The sequence below is a fragment of the uncultured Turicimonas sp. genome, assembly GCF_902477955.1.
Classification (GTDB): Bacteria; Pseudomonadota; Gammaproteobacteria; order Burkholderiales; family Burkholderiaceae_F; genus Turicimonas.
Genome location: NZ_CABSJB010000017.1, coordinates 26,090 through 42,605 on the forward strand (window position 1 = coordinate 26,090; position 16,516 = coordinate 42,605).

Sequence of the window (16,516 nt, forward strand, 5' to 3'; positions counted from 1 at the left end):
TTGCGACCAAAACGAAAGGCAGAGCATTCGATTGTTCTGCCTTTCGTTTTATTGCGGCTTCACCGAATCCGGCTTGTGCCGGACTCAGATTACTTCTGCTCTTTCTTCGGGACGAAAAAAGCTGAAAGACCTTTATCGTCCATTTCCTTTACGCCCTCAAAAACCATCTGTTTATAGAATCTGCGGACGAACTCAGTATGGAAGTCCATATTGTTGAAATAGGAGAAAGTAAATCTCTTCGGTTCAAGACCGACTTTTCTCTTTTCTGAATCTTCATGACCGATCCACATATGATCGGTTACCGGAGCAGCCGTAAAGGCCTTTCCTTGAAGAAGGTTCAGATTCATCTTCATCGTCATATCGTATTCGTAGACGATTTTTTCAGGATGACTTTGCGGATCAGCTTCTTTGGCAGCGATAGCTTTTTTCGTTTCTTCGTCCATCCACCGAGAAAGATCGACGGTCATAGCACCTTGCTTTTCTTCGTTGTCTTCATCGACGATGACAAACTGACCTGTCTGCTGAAGATAACGTTTAGTGGCTTCCCATAAACCATATTGTTCTCTCCAATCGGCCGGTCTGTCTTCAAACGGTTCCTGAACGATCGGTCTGCCTTCCCATGTGTAGTTGACGACTAAGACAACTTTCAAGGGGTTCTCAGCTTTCTGGAACTGTTCAGCCTCAATCAACTGACTGCCGGTTTTAAACCAGCTTTCTCTAGGATAGTCTTTGTGGTTGTAAGAAGAGCAAGCTCCAAGAGTCAGAGCAAGAGCAGCAACCGCAGCTAATTTCAATATATTTTTTTGTGTTTTCATGATTAGAAATTCCGTCAAATGCAGGTTTTGCAAGCCGGAGAGGCGAAACTCTCCGGTTCTTCTTGCTCATCAGAACATGTATCTCAAGCCGATTTGAGCCGTTTCGTTGTGATAGCCGGATTTGCCAGCCTGTACACCGACAGTTGCCCAACCAAGCGTATTGCGACTCAAGTGTCCTTCGAGACCCATACGGAACTCACCGACATTGCGTCCGCCGTTGCGATAGATATCGCCGTTGGTCATCCGCACGCCGGGGCTCTTAGTGTTATGGATCCAGTTTCCTTCGATAAAGCCTAAGCCTTTATTCATGTAGTTGGCATGAAGTCTGGCACCGACTCTGATAGAAACGTTATCTTTACCCAGCTGGGAGTACTTGGTTCCCGTATTGTCAACCACGCTGCTGGCCCGTACGCCGTCCCAAACCACCTGAACTTCCGGTTGGAATGTCCAAATCAGCTTGTTGTAGTCTTTTGTTCCGGACTCTGAAAGCGAGATCGTGTAGCCGCTTTCAACGGACCAGACCCAACCGCGGGACTTGTACTTAAAGCCTGGGTTTTCATCGCCCCAAACCTTATTGTCGTAACGGCCGAACAGCAACCAAGAATCTACATAGAAACCGTCATCCGGGCTGTTGCCGGTATAGATAGTTCCGTAGATACCCAATGAGTAGCCGTCAGAACGAGACTTAGCGCTATCCCAAGAACGAGTATTTGCACGGTTGTACAAGCCACCGGCAAATACGCCACCAACGTACTTCCAATCCTCATTAGCTTCGTTTCTGATCAAATCAGCACCGACCTGAGTGATTGCTGTTCTAGCATGTGTCTTGCTGGAACCGGCTTTGAAGTGAGAATGTGTTCCGACTTGGCGAACCCATCCGGAAGCCCTCTTTTCTTCGCCGTCAAACGGATCAATGTAATAAGCCTGACCGAAACGATCATGCAGACGCATATGCATCTTTGCCCAAGCTTCCGAGTTAGCGATATAGGCACCGCTTTCTGGTCTCAACACCGGGACATTCGGCAGATCAGGATCCACTGACGGAGAAGGCGGAATGATTGGAGTGGGTTCATCATCCGGCGTATTGCTGTTATACAGTACCCACTCTCTTGAGCCATCTTCCTTTTCGTTATAGCCAAGTCCGTACATCCATTTATAAGCTTCATTGTCTTTTGCCTTGACTCCGAACTCTTGCATTGTCAAAGTCAGATCGTTTGCATCATGTGTCGGTTTTTGGACAATGAATACAGGGATACCATTCTCTTTAAGAGTCTTTTCTCCTTGAGACTGGGCAAAGACGCCAACCGGCGGAAGATCTTTGTGATCACCAAATGTTATTTCTGAGGTTCCCGTTGCGGTCTGAGAATGAACGACGTCGACCTGAGAGTTACTCGGCCCCTGAACCAAGCCACGATAATGGATTACAGACCCAGAGCTACCTTCGTAGGCATTTTTAACGTTAACGACATTCAGAGTATCAAGTTTTTGTTCTAAATCAGCATTAGAAAGGTAAACGTGACCGCTATTTGTGATGGCACGAATGGTTGCCGTTGTATTGCCAATAGCTTTTGTGATTGCGGGTGCCGGAGATGTCAAGAAATACAAAGATGAATCTTTGCCGACGTTAGCAGCAGCCGCTTCAAGCGCATTTTGATTATTTAATAACCCGCTTGCACCATCCTTGAGATAAACAGTTCCCAAGAAGTCCGGGTTTGCAGAGGAAATGTCAAGAGAATATCCCTCAACATTAATAATTGATTTTGCTTCCCCTTTGATGTTTCCAGCGACTACACCGCCTTTTCGTATTGTAAGTTCACCGTCAGTTGTCCCTCTATTGGCTGTGTAGGCTTTTCCGTCTGTAGAGGTGACCGTAATAACTGCATCTTCCGTCAAAGAAAGAAGAGCATTCTTTTCTACAGTCAGACTATCAATTACCTGCTGATGGCCTTGTAAATAAAAAGCGGTCTGTCCAGTTTTTCCTTCATGTAATTGGAGCGCAGATGTATGAGAACTGTCGGATCCTAAAGCGCCATCAATTCCAGCGGCTAAAAGTGCATCTGACGCAATAAGTGTCACTCCAGTGTAAGAGTTCGGCAATGCAGGATTGAATTTGACTTCATCTTTGTCACCATAGTCTTCGACTTGGATGTTGTAGATAGTTTTAGGAGTCCCTAAAACTACAATATTATTTTCTGGAATAAGTACACCACCACTACCGGTTACTTCAGCAGACAATGTGTATCTTTCTTGAGGATCAATACTAACTGTGGTTCCGATATCTTTTGGTTTTGTATCTTTTGTAATGCCGTTCAAAGTCAGCATCTTGTTATCCAAGATATTTACTGACTTAAGCCAATACTTGATACCAATACCTCCACTTTTGCCCGCTTCTGTAATCTTAGCGGCGTAATTTTCCCCTGCAGAATTCTTATCACTAATCGTTCCGTCTTTCCCATCAAAGTGGAGGTACTTATATATTCCGTACGTAGCCTCAGCAACTACTTGTCCATTTTGATAAATATCAAATCCAGGGCGACCGTTCTCCTTCGTTGGAGTAAAAGTCATTAGGTTTGCATTTACAGTATTTAGACCCTCAGGAGTAGAGTCTAAGAAAAATGGATGCGGATTTCCTTCTAAGAACACACCGACAAAGGTGTTTCCGAAGGCATTTACTCCCTCCTCTCGGTCCTTTCTAAAGTCCTTTATGGCTTCAAAAGAAATTTCTACAGCATTAATCTTCTTATTCGGGTCATTAGGATCTAGTCCATTATTCACTCCAACGTATAAGACCAACCCGTCATAGTGATATCTAAACTGATGCATAAGAGCTGGACGATGAGTTGCATTTTCATCCTTAGCCGTTCCCGAAGTTGCTGCGTTTGGATCAAAGCTATAGACCATGCCGTCATCGTGTACTAACAAAGATAAATTCTGTTCTGCAGAAGTCGCTCCCGAGCCATAAGAATGGTTGACTTGATAGGTAGTTTTATCTTCAACAAAAAGATCTTGGTTATCTTTATTGAAAAGTCTACCATCTCCGTCCACTGCACTGACGAAGTTAACATACGTTCCTACCCAGAAATTATGCAATCCGTCGGTGACGGTAGAGACGTTGATAGGGTCTTGAGAACTTAAGGAGGAGTGAAATCCTGTCCTGTTAACAACATATGTTTTAGCAACCAAATCTCCCAGTTGCATCTTGTATTGATTAGCCTCAGTGTTAGTAGAGGTAATTCGTTTCAATGCGGCTGAATCGGACACTTTATAGTTTGGATCATTCAGCACAGATTGATAGTTTTCCGATGTAGGGTAATAATCTCTAGTAATATTTCTTTCTACGTCCGGATTAGTTTCAAGGACAGCATTGTCTACGTATTGACCAAAATGTACATAGCGTGCCCAAACAGAATCGGCCTCATTCTCACCAGCAAAATATACAACACCTCGGCGTCTATTTACAGCTTTAAGTGTGGATTCGGACAAGCGAACAACATTCGTACTATCGCTGGGATTTTTTTTCCAAACCTCTGCTTCTCCTGAACCCGTTGCCGTACCATACACAGAACTTCCCTTTGTGAGTTTCGTATTAAACATAGAAACAAGATTGGCGTTCAAGTCGCGCATATCATCCTTGGAGGCATCTGCTCTATTAAGAAGTTCATATCCTCCGATAACGTTCCCGTTCACAACAGAGTTTTTAAGCGAAACAATATTATCTTTTGCCTCCCCTATAGACCAACCACCATAAATAGAGAAAGCGTGTTCTAGGTTTTTATTACTCTCCCAAGAATTATCGTCTTTTGTCCATAAATCCCAATCGTTATTGGCAATAGGCACACGGAAGCCGATGTATGAATTGTCGACAATAACAACGTTATTGTTGGCATAGGCAGATTGCTCGGCTAAGCTGTTACCGTCCCAGATCAATGCATTATTTTTTATGGTTCCGCCCTTCCCATCTGGAAGCTCCAGCTGATTTATTCTTTGAAAGTAGTCGCCCCGACCTCCTACCAAACCCAGTTTACGAGCTGCCGGCATTCCCGCGACGAGAACAGTATTGTTGACAACAACCATATTGTTGTTAGCCTCATACCCTTCTGCACCAAAAATTCCTTTCGTTATAAGAAGGGAAGAGTTCCCATAATTTTTTTCAGTGGATGTAACTTTACCCGTTACTGAGTTTATCGATGCAGTCACAAGATCTTTAGCTTGTCCATCAATATTTCCCTGAATCTTTATCTTATTGTAATTTGTCTGAAATCCTTTGTGGATTGCCGTCACGGCCTTGCCATCTTCTGTTACAGTGCTTCCATTTATTCCGTCTAGCTGCGAAGATCTGCCACCGAAAATCAGTTTTGCGTATAAGGTAGATTTCTTATCGAGAGTTATATTTACAGTGTTGTTGTTGGCATTTCCTGCGCTTCCCGCCCCAGTTTCTGTTAAAAAAGTTGCCCCGGCACCTCCTCCGAGATCGTTTCTTCCTCCAAAAAACTTAGCTAGGAAAGTTTGTCCTTCATCTAATGTGAAGTTAAGTGTGTTACCTGAAGCCGTAGAAGAAAAAGGAGCTTCTGCTTTAACCAGCCCCCAGGGCGAAGGTGATCCAAAGCTTGAAGTTATTCCTCCGGCAATCCAAAGAGTAGTTTGAGTTCTTACCCCGGTCTCCTTGTTTTCTTCAGATTTATCAAGAAATTTACCGCCAACTTGTTGCCAACCTTGGGTTTTTGTGACCGTAACATTCAAAATAGAAGGTCCATTGGCAGCTTGGCCCCAAATCCACCCAAAGCTATTATCTACAGGATCATTTCTAAAATCTCTGTCGTAATAAACTTTACCCCCCCCCCACTTCTCCGTCGGATACCTTAACTCCAGCTTCATTCAACTTATCAAGATTTTCCGGCCAATTAGTTGGGGCTCCGGCAATAACATTCTGTGAAGTCATTCCAATAACTGCGCTCGCAAGCAAAACAGCCATTGTTAAAGGGGTATGTGCAAAGAAACTGTCAGGATACTTGCGAGCGTTCTGACAAACAAAGGATCTTTTATACATTTTCTACCTCAGCTTTTCTATTTAATAGTTATTATCAAATTGTATTAATTTTTTACTATTGTCCTACCAAAGACCTCTTTTTTTCAACAAAAAAACAGGTTATACTAATTTTTACTCCCCCCCGTATTTTCCCTAGAAATCTTTATGTGGATGTATTTGTTTATTTTGAGATTTTTTACATTAGCGAAATACCCGCTGGGACTAATAGGTTCTTTTATTACACCTATTTTTAAGTCAGAAAGTAGAGCCCCATAAACTTGGGACTAAAAATAAAGCATGAAATCAATAGACTTATCCTATTGTGTCAATAAATGACGTTTATATTAGACAACACCCACCGGTCTAAGGCAAAAAACTAAATAAGGCGAGGAGAACTTCCAAAAATTTTCACCAAGAGAAGATCTGCACCTCTGTCCGTAGTTAACCTTCTCTTTAATGCGGCTTAGTCTCGAAGCATAAACCTTGAATCCTCAAGCAAAGTCTCTTTGGAGTCAGTCAGTTGAAAGAGCTAATGGGAAAAGGGTGTTTATCTGCCTTTTGCTGTACTACGGAGGAGTGTTTCATGTGGCTCTAATCCGGCATACGAAGTTTTGACTGCTCAGTCTTCTTCTGCACTTCTCTTAAGCGTTTGCAAGCATCGTTGTAATATTTTTGAGACCACAACCCAGGAACTGGAATACAAACCTTACCGTATTGCTGAAGGAGGAGTTCAGTTTCAGGACTTTTTTGTTCTTCTCGAAGAGATGCCGCTTTGTAACAACCATAGCGGTAACCAAGCGTACAAGCCTTATCAAACGCATCCTGAATCTGTGCCTTTATGCTCTTCGGATCTTTTTCTAAGGCTTCTGCATATTCCAAACAAAAGTTACTGCCAAGCGTAGAGTCGCTTTCGCTGTATTCACAGGCTTTGCTTAAGTTCTCAATTCGATCTTGATAATTGGCCAGAAAAAAACATCCGACGGCAGATTTTCTTTCGCAACCTAGTTTCCAATTCTTAACCTTGTTTTTCGTGTCATCCGCAGGAAGATTGTAGGCATACAGACTGCATCCCTCTCCGCTTCCTTTTTCACAGCTGCCCTTGGCTAAAGCTTGAGAATATTTCAGTCCTTCTTGGTATGTGATACCGAGTTCTTTCCAGCGAGTGACATAAATTTTTGCCGCAATAAACATCGCATCAGGGTTGCCGGACTTAGCTCCCTTATGCGCATAGCTTAAAGCTAGAAAAACTCGGTTGGCTTTCAACAAGGTTCGGCTTAATTTGATACAGGCAAGGCTATTAGCAGAGGTTGCGGGACCGTTACAAGCGGTCTTTAAGTCCTCTAAGGGCAGCGCCGTTGCGCTCGTCGTCATGGATACCGCAAACAAGAAAATACCCAAAGTTATTTTTTTTGTGTTTTTCATCAACTTCCCTCAGCTTTAAGACAGACGCAAAGTGTTCCAACGCACTACATTTATCTAAAAGGTCAGAAAGGAAAAACCCACAGCCACTTCTTGCGAATCTGTTCAAATTAATTATGGTTTGAGCATTCGGGACTGATTTTACAAATTACGCAATGCCCTGATAATTGGGGTTTATACAATTTTATTGCTTAGAAAGCCCGAACTTACGGGCTTTCCCGGGAGTAAGTTCAGTAAAAATTACTCACTTTTTAATCTTATCTTCGTAGTTTCACCGAGAAAAAATAGCCTCACGTACACCTATCTGCTTTGACATCCTTACGCCATCTATTGAGCCGGATATGTTATGGGACTTATTCTTCCCGGTTGAATAAACACAAACACCGTCCCCGCTTCTTTCAGAAGACTGTGATAGAAAAATCTGCTCCACGTGGCTCTACGCCTCACTAGAGCAGATTTTTCTTCTTTCTTACTTAGCCGTAGAAGCAGCAGCCGGGGCTGTAGCAGGCTTCTTGCATAGCTTGCCATGGAGGTAATCGATAACAGTCCCAGTCGGAATTGCATGCGGTTGATCGTTGACTCGGCCTTTGGAAATTTCTTTGCCTTTTCCCATTGGCTCAGAGTATGTTGCCCCTGCAAGAATCGTGAACTGTCGCGTAGTGCAATTTAATTTGTACTGGATCTTTGCGGACTTGCTGTCCTTGTTCTCTTTATTGTTAAGCATCCAGAAGCTGACTTCGTCGTCTTTTCTTCTGATACCGGTTTTGACAAGGTAGGATGTCTCAGTTAGCTTTTCGAGATTGTTCATACCGAGAATCGGCGGGATAAACAATGGAATGGGTACGGGAGCAGTACCTTGCGCTTGATTCTGATTCAATCTTCTTACGGCCGGATTGGGACGATAAACTCGTGCGGGAGGAGTGTAGGTTCTAGGGGCAGAGCTTCTCGGACGAATTGTCGCTCTTCCTCCAAGTCTAGCTGCGTATGTTTCAGAGGCGAAAGCCGTAACTAAAAGACAGGCAACGGATAAAAGGAAAAACTTTTTCATTTTTTTGCATCCAAACTAATAGAAACTTCCATTTCATTATGAATCTTCAGTTGGATGCTTTCCAGACTTCTAGGCGCTTCTACGGGAAAGCCTGCTCCTCACGAAAACCCTGATTGTCAGGATCCTTTTCTCTGTTCCATAAACAAGTTAGCCAGAACTTTTGTTCTGGCCAATCGTTTACATTTTTTCTAAATAGCTCTATTTCTTGAGGAATGTCTATTGCTTGGATGATGACATTAATAACGAAGAGACATTGTAAAGATCACTAAGCTTTTTAAGATTTTCAGAGGCATGAATAAATTTAAGATCGCCTCCTAGTTTTTGTGCTTCTTGCTTCCATTTCAAAGCAATGGCAATAGCAGAACTGTCAATGCGTTCAACTCCGGACAAATCCACGATGAAGTCGCCCTGTCTAAGAGCATTTAGTCCTTCATCCAGAACCTCCATTGCATTTACATTGGTTATCTGCGGCTGGCTAATCTTCATGTTATTTATTAGCTTTCTTTCTAAGTTCAGTAATCAACCCGTTAATGCCGCCGTTTGAAATAACAGAGGCGAATTGGCTGCGGTAGTTTTCAACGAGCCAGACGCCGCCGACATTTACGTCAAAAACCTTCCATTCATTGTCTTTTGTCTTCAGGAGACGATAATCGAGCTGAATCGGTTCTCTTTGTGAAGCTGTGAGCTTAGTTCTAACCAACACAACCTTTTCATTCGGATTGATGTTGTTTCTGCCAAGCTGCATAGAGTAATCGGAAGCTTCCTTCAAAGCACCGGAATAAACGGCAATCAACAACTTTCTAAATAAAGTTTGAATCTCTTCCTTTTGCTCCGGAGTTGCATTTCTCCATTGAGGACCCACTGCCATGCGTGTCATGCGAGGGAAGTCAGAGTAGGGAAGAATGTGCTTATCCACTAGATTATTGATTGCGGAAGGATCCTCTTTTTGAAGTTCCGGATGGTTTCTAATCTGTGTTAAAACTTCGTCTGTAACTTCAGTAATCACTTGCTCCGGCGGATTGGTCAAGTTAACAGATGCGAAAGAAACTGCTGTACACAGCGTCAAAACAAAAGTAACTAATAACTTTCCGAGATTTCTCATTTTTTACCGTCCTTCTTAGGCTCAGCTTTGGTATCCGGATCATCATCCTCTGCAAACGGATCAAGCATGGAAGAAGCTGGAATAACCGCAGGTTCATCTCCGTCCTGAATTGCTGACTGGCGAGACTGCAAATAAGCGTTTCTCATTGCAATGTAAGGATCGACCGCACTGTCAAGCATGTCAGTCACAGGAAGAAGTCTTTCTCTTGCACTAACATATTTTGCTCCCCACCAAGACCATTTGGTGGCCGGATGACCGATATAGGTATTGGGGTCTAAGAAAACTTCCGGAACAAGCGCAATACCGTCACGCACGGTAGACGGTCCGATAATTGGAATAACTAAGAAAGGACCGCTGGAAATGCCCCATACAGCCAGAGTCTGACCAACATCTTCTTCCTTACGTTCAATTCCAACTTCCTGGGCTACGTCAAAAATCCCTGCAACCCCGACAGTAGAGTTAATCATTAAACGGAATAAAGAAAGGATTCCATCTTCGACTTTGCCTTGCATTACGTTGTTGACTGCGTTAGCCGGCTCCATCGTATTCTTGAATACGCGTGTTACGCTTTCTCTAACCGGTTTCGGTGTAATGAACTGATAACCTTTTGCCAAAGGTCGTGAAATCACCGTATCAAATCCTTGGTTAAATGCAAAGGTTTGACGGTTCATTGCCTCCCATGGGTCTTTAGGATTTGAGCCGGCACCATCCGGAACAGAAGCACATCCGCTTAAAAGCATGGTGCCTGTCAACACAGCGGCTGCCAATAATTTATTATTTTTCATAAAATCTCCTACTTGCCTCCGTTGTTTTCCTCAGCCTTGTTAAAGAGGAACTGACTAATCAAATTCTCAAGAACAACTGCGCTCTGGGTGTATAAGATTTGAGAGCCGTTCTTCAGATTCTCTTCTTCAGAACCGGGCTGCAAGCCAATATATTGTTCTCCAATTAACCCACTAGTCAAAATTTTAGCCGAAGTATCTTCGGGAAATTGGTACTTACTTTCTATACCAAGCACTAACTTGGCTTCGAATTTATTGTTGTCATAAGAAATGCTTTTGACTCTTCCGACGGTAACACCGGCACTTCTGACAGGGGCCCTGACCTTTAATCCTCCGATATTGTCGAAATAAGCAGTCACTTCGTAAGTTTTACCTGAGGTAAAGGATGTGAGGTTTGATGCCTGCAAGGCTAGAAAAAGCAGACCTACTGCAGCGAATAATACGAACAGGCCTACAAAAAAGTTAACTTTAGTATTGTTTTGCATATAGAAGCCAACCTTAAGAACTAGTAAACATGAGAGCGGTCAACATGAAGTCCAGCCCCAGTACAACCAGTGAAGAAATAACGACAGTCTTGGTTGTCGCTCGAGATACACCCTCCGGTGTAGGACGAGCCGTATAACCCTCGTACAGAGAAATTAAACCTACAGCAAGACCAAAGAAGAAAGATTTAAGAATTCCGTTGCCAATGTCTTCCCACAGAGCGACACCGGCTTGCATTTGTGACCAGAATGCTCCGCTGTCCAAGCCAATCATTGGAACAGCAACAATCCAACCGCCTATGATGCCCACGGCAGAAAACAAAATTGCCAGCAGCGGCATTGAAATTACAACAGCCAAGAAACGAGGTTCAAGAACCTGCTTGACGGGATCGACGCCCATCATTTCCATAGCAGAAAGCTGTTCGCCCGCATTCATCAAACCAATTTCTGCCGTCAGAGAAGTTCCGGCTCGTCCTGCAAACAGCAATGCGGTGACCACCGGGCCAAGCTCTCTAAGCAAAGAAAGTGCAACTAAGACACCAAGAGCCTGTTCGCTTCCATAGGTAGAAAGAACATAATCTCCCTGAAGACCAAGAACAAAGCCTACGAACAAGCCGCTGACGAGAATAATTACGAGTGAGTAATTACCAACAAAGAAAATTTGGCGGACTGTGGACTGAAAATTAACAAAGGCGGAGCCTAAATTTTTAAAAAGACGAAAACTGAAGACTCCGAACTTTCCGAGTTCTTGTATCTTCTCCAGACTCCACCCTCCCAGGCTAGCTATTTTGTTATAAATGTTCATGCTTCGAGTCCTAAATCTTTTGCAAATGGCGGTGCAGGATATTGGAATTTAACAGGACCGTCAGGCAGCCCGTTGATAAATTGGACCACAAAAGGATCTTGGCTATGACGAAGTTCCTCCGGAGTACCTTGGGCTGCAATTTTCCCGCTTGAAATCATGTAAACGTAGTCAGCAATTTCGAAGGTCTCGGCCACGTCATGAGTAACAATAATGCTGGTTGAGCCTAATGCATCATTGAGCTTTCTTATCAATTGGGATGTGACGCCCATGGAAATCGGGTCCAAGCCTGCAAACGGTTCGTCATACATAATCAGCAGTGGATCCAAAGCGATTGTTCTTGCCAATGCCACTCTTCGGCTCATTCCGCCGGAAATTTCTGCGGGATAAAGCGACGCGGCTCCTCTCAGCCCAACCGCATCCAGCTTCATCAAAACCAGCGAGCGAATAAGCTCTTCGGAAAGATTGGTTTGCTCTCTAAGAGGGAAAGCCACGTTATCAAAGACCGTCATGTCAGTAAATAACGCACCGAATTGAAAAAGCATTCCCATGCTTCTTCTAATTTTGTAGAGAGCTGCTGAATCGGAAGTATCGACCTTCTGACCGGCAAATGTCACCGTCCCCTTCTGAGGAGTTAAAAGGCCTCCGATGAGTTTTAGCAGGGTTGTTTTACCCATGCCGGATCCGCCCATGATTGCCACGACGGAACCCAACTTAAAAGAGAGGTCCACGTCATCAAGAATGATGCGTTCTCCATAAGAAAAACTCATATTCTTAATATCTAATAAAGTGTCTCCCTTTTTCATAACAAGCCAGTAAAGTACTAAAAAATAAAAGACTGAATGCACGTTCAGTCTTGAGCTGATTATGCCACAATGAAAACGGTTCAGGAGTCTAAATAGGAAATAGATTCAACAAGTTTCTTTTCAAATCCTAAAGTGTTTCTGAATGAATCTACCATCCGGATTTGTCGATTTTGATCTGATGTATACAAAGAGTTTCTCGTCTAGATGAAACACAACAAATAGATTTCTTTTCAATTGCAACGTTTCGTGCCAATTAGAGAAGCTGACAAGATTTTTAGTCAGCAGTTTTTTCAAAATCCTCTAGCGACTTCCATTTTACAAATTCTCTTTTCTCGAGACTGAATACCAAGGCGAGACGGATAATTTCTGCGTCACGTCTTTGAAGACCATAATTCTTTTCATTCAGCTGAGAAACAGCTTCTTCCAGCTTCCTTGAGACATTCTCCGCTCTTTCCGCACATTTAAATTCCATAACCCAATATCTGCTGCCAGCCTTAACTTCTAGGTCACTGCGCCCTAGGTGGTTGTGAACTTCCGCTCGTGCTTCAAGACCTGCGCCCGCAAAAAACACTTGAACAAAAGCACGGAGGCTGTATTCATCCTTAACAGGATATCTTTGATAATCAATGGAGCGGAATAAACAGTTCAGAAGATGAACAATAGATTCCGGATTTTCAGTCGATAAGCGATATGCAATATTGTCCGCTCCAACCTGTTCAACCGTTTTAGATGAAAGCAGCTGTCCTGTGTACAACAAGGCCATAGCCTTCTTCACCTCAACATTCGGATATCCGACATAAGCAGTTGAGCCGACAATTTTCTTCAACGTTAAGTATCCTGCTTGGGTTAGAAGAGCAACGTCAGATAATGTCTCTGCATCCGATGAACCAGTCAACTCGGAGAAAGGAACAAGTTTCTCCTTGTCAAATTGAGCCGGATCTGCCATAGCATGTGATTTGAAGTATTGGGTTAACGCCGTCGGTTTTCCTCCGCTTTCAAACCAGTAGTCAATAAAGCCGTTCTCCGGAGAGGATAAAAATTTTAAAACAGACCAGGGAGCAAAGACGTGTTCCGAAACTAACCTATCAAAACAAAAGCCGTCATAATGCTTTATCAATTCCAGAAAGAGCTCTTGGGGAGAAATTTGTACTGTATCTGCGGCTCTCCTTAAATATCCACCAAAGTAACTTCTTATCTCCTCTGAGGTGTAACCTAAAAGGTTACTATATTTGTGATCTAAGGAAATATCAGATAGGTTATTAAGTTCCGAAAAAATACTAGTTTTACTAAACTTTGTTATTCCTGTAATGAACAAAAAGCGAATTTGTTCATCATTTGACTTGAGAGCGGAGTAGAACTCAGCCAATCGACTTCGAACTTTTTCAAATAACTTCTTGTCATTCAGACAGGCAGTAAGTGGTGAATCATATTCATCAATCAAAATGACAAAGGAATTAACAGGCTGCCTCCTTAACCAATCAGAAATTTGATCTATTGGGGAAGAAAGAGGATTGGGAGCATAAACAAATCCAAATTCTTGAAACCTTCTCACTAAAAGTGAATCTAATTTTGAAGAAAAATCATCCGCAGAAAGGTAATTCTTAATTTCCAAGAAATCGATCCTAACCACATTGAATGTATTTTTTTCTTTCCATAGCTTTTCAATTTCCAACCCTTGGAAGTCTCTCAGTCCATATTTGAACAAAGATTCAAAAGTCGAAATCAAAAGAGATTTTCCGAATCTTCTAGGACGTGCTAAAAAAAACTTCTCCGCCTTTGAGGCTAAATCAAAAATCAAGCGAGTTTTATCTACATAGATCTGGTCTGTTACTCGAATTCTTGGAAACGATGAGTTTCCCAACGGAAGCGGCTTTAATTCATTCATGGGTTCACGATCTTTTGTAGTTCTCCACAACATGATTGTAGTGAAGTTATTAGATTGTCGTAATTCATTGAAGACTTTTCCTAGGTATCTCCTTTAACAAACTTTTTCTCTTACTACCCCAACTCGTCCTTAAAAATATTTCTGTTCGCAAGAAAAAACCGCTTCTGACCATCCACGTAGGCCCTCAGAAGCGGTTTCTAATCAGAGAACAAAAATTACTTCATGGCTTCAACAGCATTCTTAGCGGCATGGCGGCCGGAATAAGAAGCAAATCCGAAAGCATGGCCGGAGAAGAAGTCCGGATATGTTGGGCCAACCATGTTGGAAACTTCCAAGCCTGCAGCATAAAGACCCGGAATTGGTTTGCTGTCTTTTGTTAAAACTTGATGGTCTCTGTTAGTAATCAAGCCGCCATAGGCGCTGAAGAAATAGGATTTAAGCTTCAACGCATAGAGTTTCTTGCCGGTAAGCGGTCTGAGATAACGGCGATCCTTCAAGAACATCGGATCATGCTGGAGTTCGCATGTCTTGTTGTACTCAGCGACTGTCTTTTCGAGAGTTTCTGCCGGAACGTTAATAGCCTTAGCCATAGCAGCAACGGAATCCGCCTCTTTGAAGCCGTCGCTGTCAGCTGCCAATGCGTCTTTGATGTCGTTCTTCAGATTGGTGTACTTCGTTCCGATTGGAACCAATACGCCGATACCGGAATCAGCACCTTTGTTCATCAAATACTCGACGGTGTTTTCATCAAAGATAGCCCAGCCGTAGTGACCCGGTTGTACGTAAATTGCGTTTGCAGCTTCACTGAAGGCGTTGCAGGTAGATTCGTCAGTAAAGCGCTGACCCAATCTGTTAACCCACAAATTTCCCGGCTGCCAAGAAACACCGTACAAGTTGCTTAAGAACTTAATGCCTTTGCCTTCGGTTCCTAAGTGGCCGATGAAGCTGACAGGACCTCTTTCAGCACCGGCTTTCATAGCCATGACGATGCCGTCGCCGGTCTTATTGACGGGAACGGAAGACTTCCAGCCTTCAGGATCTCTGTGTCCCCACTCTTTTACTTTCTGAGGATCGTCACCGAAGCTTCCGGAAGCAAGAATCACTGCCTTAGAGTTGATAGTGTAAGTGTCGCCTTTAGCATCCTTGGCAACAACGCCTACAACCTTGCCGTCTTTGGTAATTAAATCAACGGCCGGAGTAGCAAGTTTTGTATCTACGCCAAGTTTGTCAGCGGCTTCTTTCAAGCCTTTAATCAGGCCGGCACCATGGTCTGTGCCTTTGAAGTTCTTAATAATATGCCAGGTATTATCTTTCAACGGAGTTTCGCGTCTGACTTCAAACTCGATGCCATGGGAAGCCAGCCATTCAATATTTTCAGCAGAACCTTCTACAAAGTCTTTATTTTTGTATGGATCAACCATATGGTTTTGCTTTTGAATAAAGGCTTCATAAGCCTGCTGGCGTGTCAAAGGATCACCGCGAAGACGGTTCCATTCGGAATCGACAGCAAACAAGCCTTCGGCATGCTGAGAATTGCCGCCTACAAACGGATTCTTTTCAAGAAGAACAACCTTCTTGCCTAATTCCGCACCTTGAACAGCTGCGCTCAAGCCAGCGGAACCGGCTCCCACAACGACCAAGTCCGTGTTGACCTTGTGGTCAGCTGCATAAGAGATTGTTCCCAAACTGATAGCAAGAGCGGCAGCTAATGCTGTTACGACGGGTTTATTCATTGATCTTCTCCTTGTTCTTGAGATATGAGAGAAGATTAACAAAGTCACTTTTCCGACTATGTAAAACAGCTAACACTTTGAAAAGCGACCAGAAAAAAGACCTGGAAAACCTCAATGGCAACCAGGTCCTTCTTACAAAAAGGCGTTAAATTGCGGCTTTGAACAAAATCGTTTTTATTCCGAGCTCTTTCAGCTCTTTGTCGCTGCTGGGAACACAAAAGAAAGAAGAAGAAACCTCTTCCGGAATACTTTGGCCGCGCCCCGTCTCGATATCGATAAAAGCCCACTGGGTGGCCCCAAGCATGCATACCTTCTTATCCCTCATGAGATAAAAGCGGCGTAAGCTCGTCTTATCCTGCATGTTTTCCACCCAGGTGTACATCGTCAGTCTGTCGCCTAAGAAAGTCGGACGCAGATATTCGATCCAGTGCGCCTTGGCCACAAATGCCTGTCCGATTTTGAAATATCTCTCGGTGTCCCAACCGAGGAGCGAAGAGTGTGCGGTAGCGGCTTCTTCCATCCATCTGAGATATTCCTTGTTGTTGGTGTGCTTCATCACATCAATAGACTCCGGTCCGACAACAATTGGATAGGCAAATACTCTGTTCATTCCGTT

Annotated in this window: 13 protein-coding genes; all 13 read right to left on the bottom strand. The window is 43.4% G+C overall.

The features are described from left to right. Positions 1 to 89: 89 nt before the first annotated feature. A complete protein-coding gene (locus RDK53_RS06470) occupies positions 90 to 815 on the bottom strand; it encodes a hypothetical protein (protein ID WP_308513814.1) in 726 nt (241 codons plus the stop codon). Positions 816 to 884: 69 nt separating this feature from the next. Further along, a complete protein-coding gene (locus RDK53_RS06475; protein WP_308513815.1) occupies positions 885 to 5,690 on the bottom strand; it encodes an autotransporter outer membrane beta-barrel domain-containing protein in 4,806 nt (1,601 codons plus the stop codon). Positions 5,691 to 6,432: 742 nt separating this feature from the next. Next, a complete protein-coding gene (locus RDK53_RS06480; RefSeq protein ID WP_308513816.1) occupies positions 6,433 to 7,263 on the bottom strand; it encodes a hypothetical protein in 831 nt (276 codons plus the stop codon). A gap of 466 nt (positions 7,264 to 7,729) precedes the next feature. After that, positions 7,730 to 8,308: a surface-adhesin E family protein gene (locus RDK53_RS06485; RefSeq protein ID WP_308513817.1), complete on the bottom strand. Its 579-nt coding sequence runs from the start codon at positions 8,306 to 8,308 to the stop codon at positions 7,730 to 7,732. A gap of 216 nt (positions 8,309 to 8,524) precedes the next feature. Further along, positions 8,525 to 8,794: an STAS domain-containing protein gene (locus RDK53_RS06490; RefSeq protein ID WP_308513818.1), complete on the bottom strand. Its 270-nt coding sequence runs from the start codon at positions 8,792 to 8,794 to the stop codon at positions 8,525 to 8,527. A 1-nt stretch (position 8,795) separates the two neighbouring features. Beyond that, positions 8,796 to 9,410, bottom strand: a complete 615-nt coding sequence (locus RDK53_RS06495) for an ABC transporter substrate-binding protein (protein ID WP_308513819.1) — start codon at positions 9,408 to 9,410, stop codon at positions 8,796 to 8,798. Continuing rightward, positions 9,407 to 10,195: a VacJ family lipoprotein gene (locus RDK53_RS06500; protein WP_308513820.1), complete on the bottom strand. Its 789-nt coding sequence runs from the start codon at positions 10,193 to 10,195 to the stop codon at positions 9,407 to 9,409. The genes RDK53_RS06495 and RDK53_RS06500 overlap by 4 nt, the downstream gene beginning before the upstream one ends. A gap of 8 nt (positions 10,196 to 10,203) precedes the next feature. After that, positions 10,204 to 10,677: an outer membrane lipid asymmetry maintenance protein MlaD gene (gene mlaD, locus RDK53_RS06505; RefSeq protein WP_066595395.1), complete on the bottom strand. Its 474-nt coding sequence runs from the start codon at positions 10,675 to 10,677 to the stop codon at positions 10,204 to 10,206. A 13-nt stretch (positions 10,678 to 10,690) separates the two neighbouring features. Next, positions 10,691 to 11,479 (bottom strand): lipid asymmetry maintenance ABC transporter permease subunit MlaE, encoded by a 789-nt coding sequence (mlaE, locus tag RDK53_RS06510; protein ID WP_308513821.1) that lies wholly within the window; start codon positions 11,477 to 11,479, stop codon positions 10,691 to 10,693. After that, a complete protein-coding gene (locus RDK53_RS06515; RefSeq protein ID WP_277040554.1) occupies positions 11,476 to 12,246 on the bottom strand; it encodes an ABC transporter ATP-binding protein in 771 nt (256 codons plus the stop codon). Before RDK53_RS06515 ends, mlaE begins: the two co-directional genes overlap by 4 nt. A 310-nt stretch (positions 12,247 to 12,556) precedes the next feature. Continuing rightward, positions 12,557 to 14,167 carry an AAA family ATPase gene (locus tag RDK53_RS06520; RefSeq protein ID WP_308513822.1) on the bottom strand — a complete coding sequence of 537 codons (1,611 nt, stop codon included), beginning with the start codon at positions 14,165 to 14,167 and terminating at the stop codon, positions 12,557 to 12,559. Positions 14,168 to 14,382: 215 nt separating this feature from the next. Continuing rightward, positions 14,383 to 15,900, bottom strand: a complete 1,518-nt coding sequence (locus RDK53_RS06525) for an FAD-dependent oxidoreductase (RefSeq protein ID WP_308513823.1) — start codon at positions 15,898 to 15,900, stop codon at positions 14,383 to 14,385. A gap of 145 nt (positions 15,901 to 16,045) precedes the next feature. Continuing rightward, positions 16,046 to 16,510 carry a thioesterase family protein gene (locus tag RDK53_RS06530; RefSeq protein WP_308513824.1) on the bottom strand — a complete coding sequence of 155 codons (465 nt, stop codon included), beginning with the start codon at positions 16,508 to 16,510 and terminating at the stop codon, positions 16,046 to 16,048. Positions 16,511 to 16,516 lie beyond the last annotated feature (6 nt).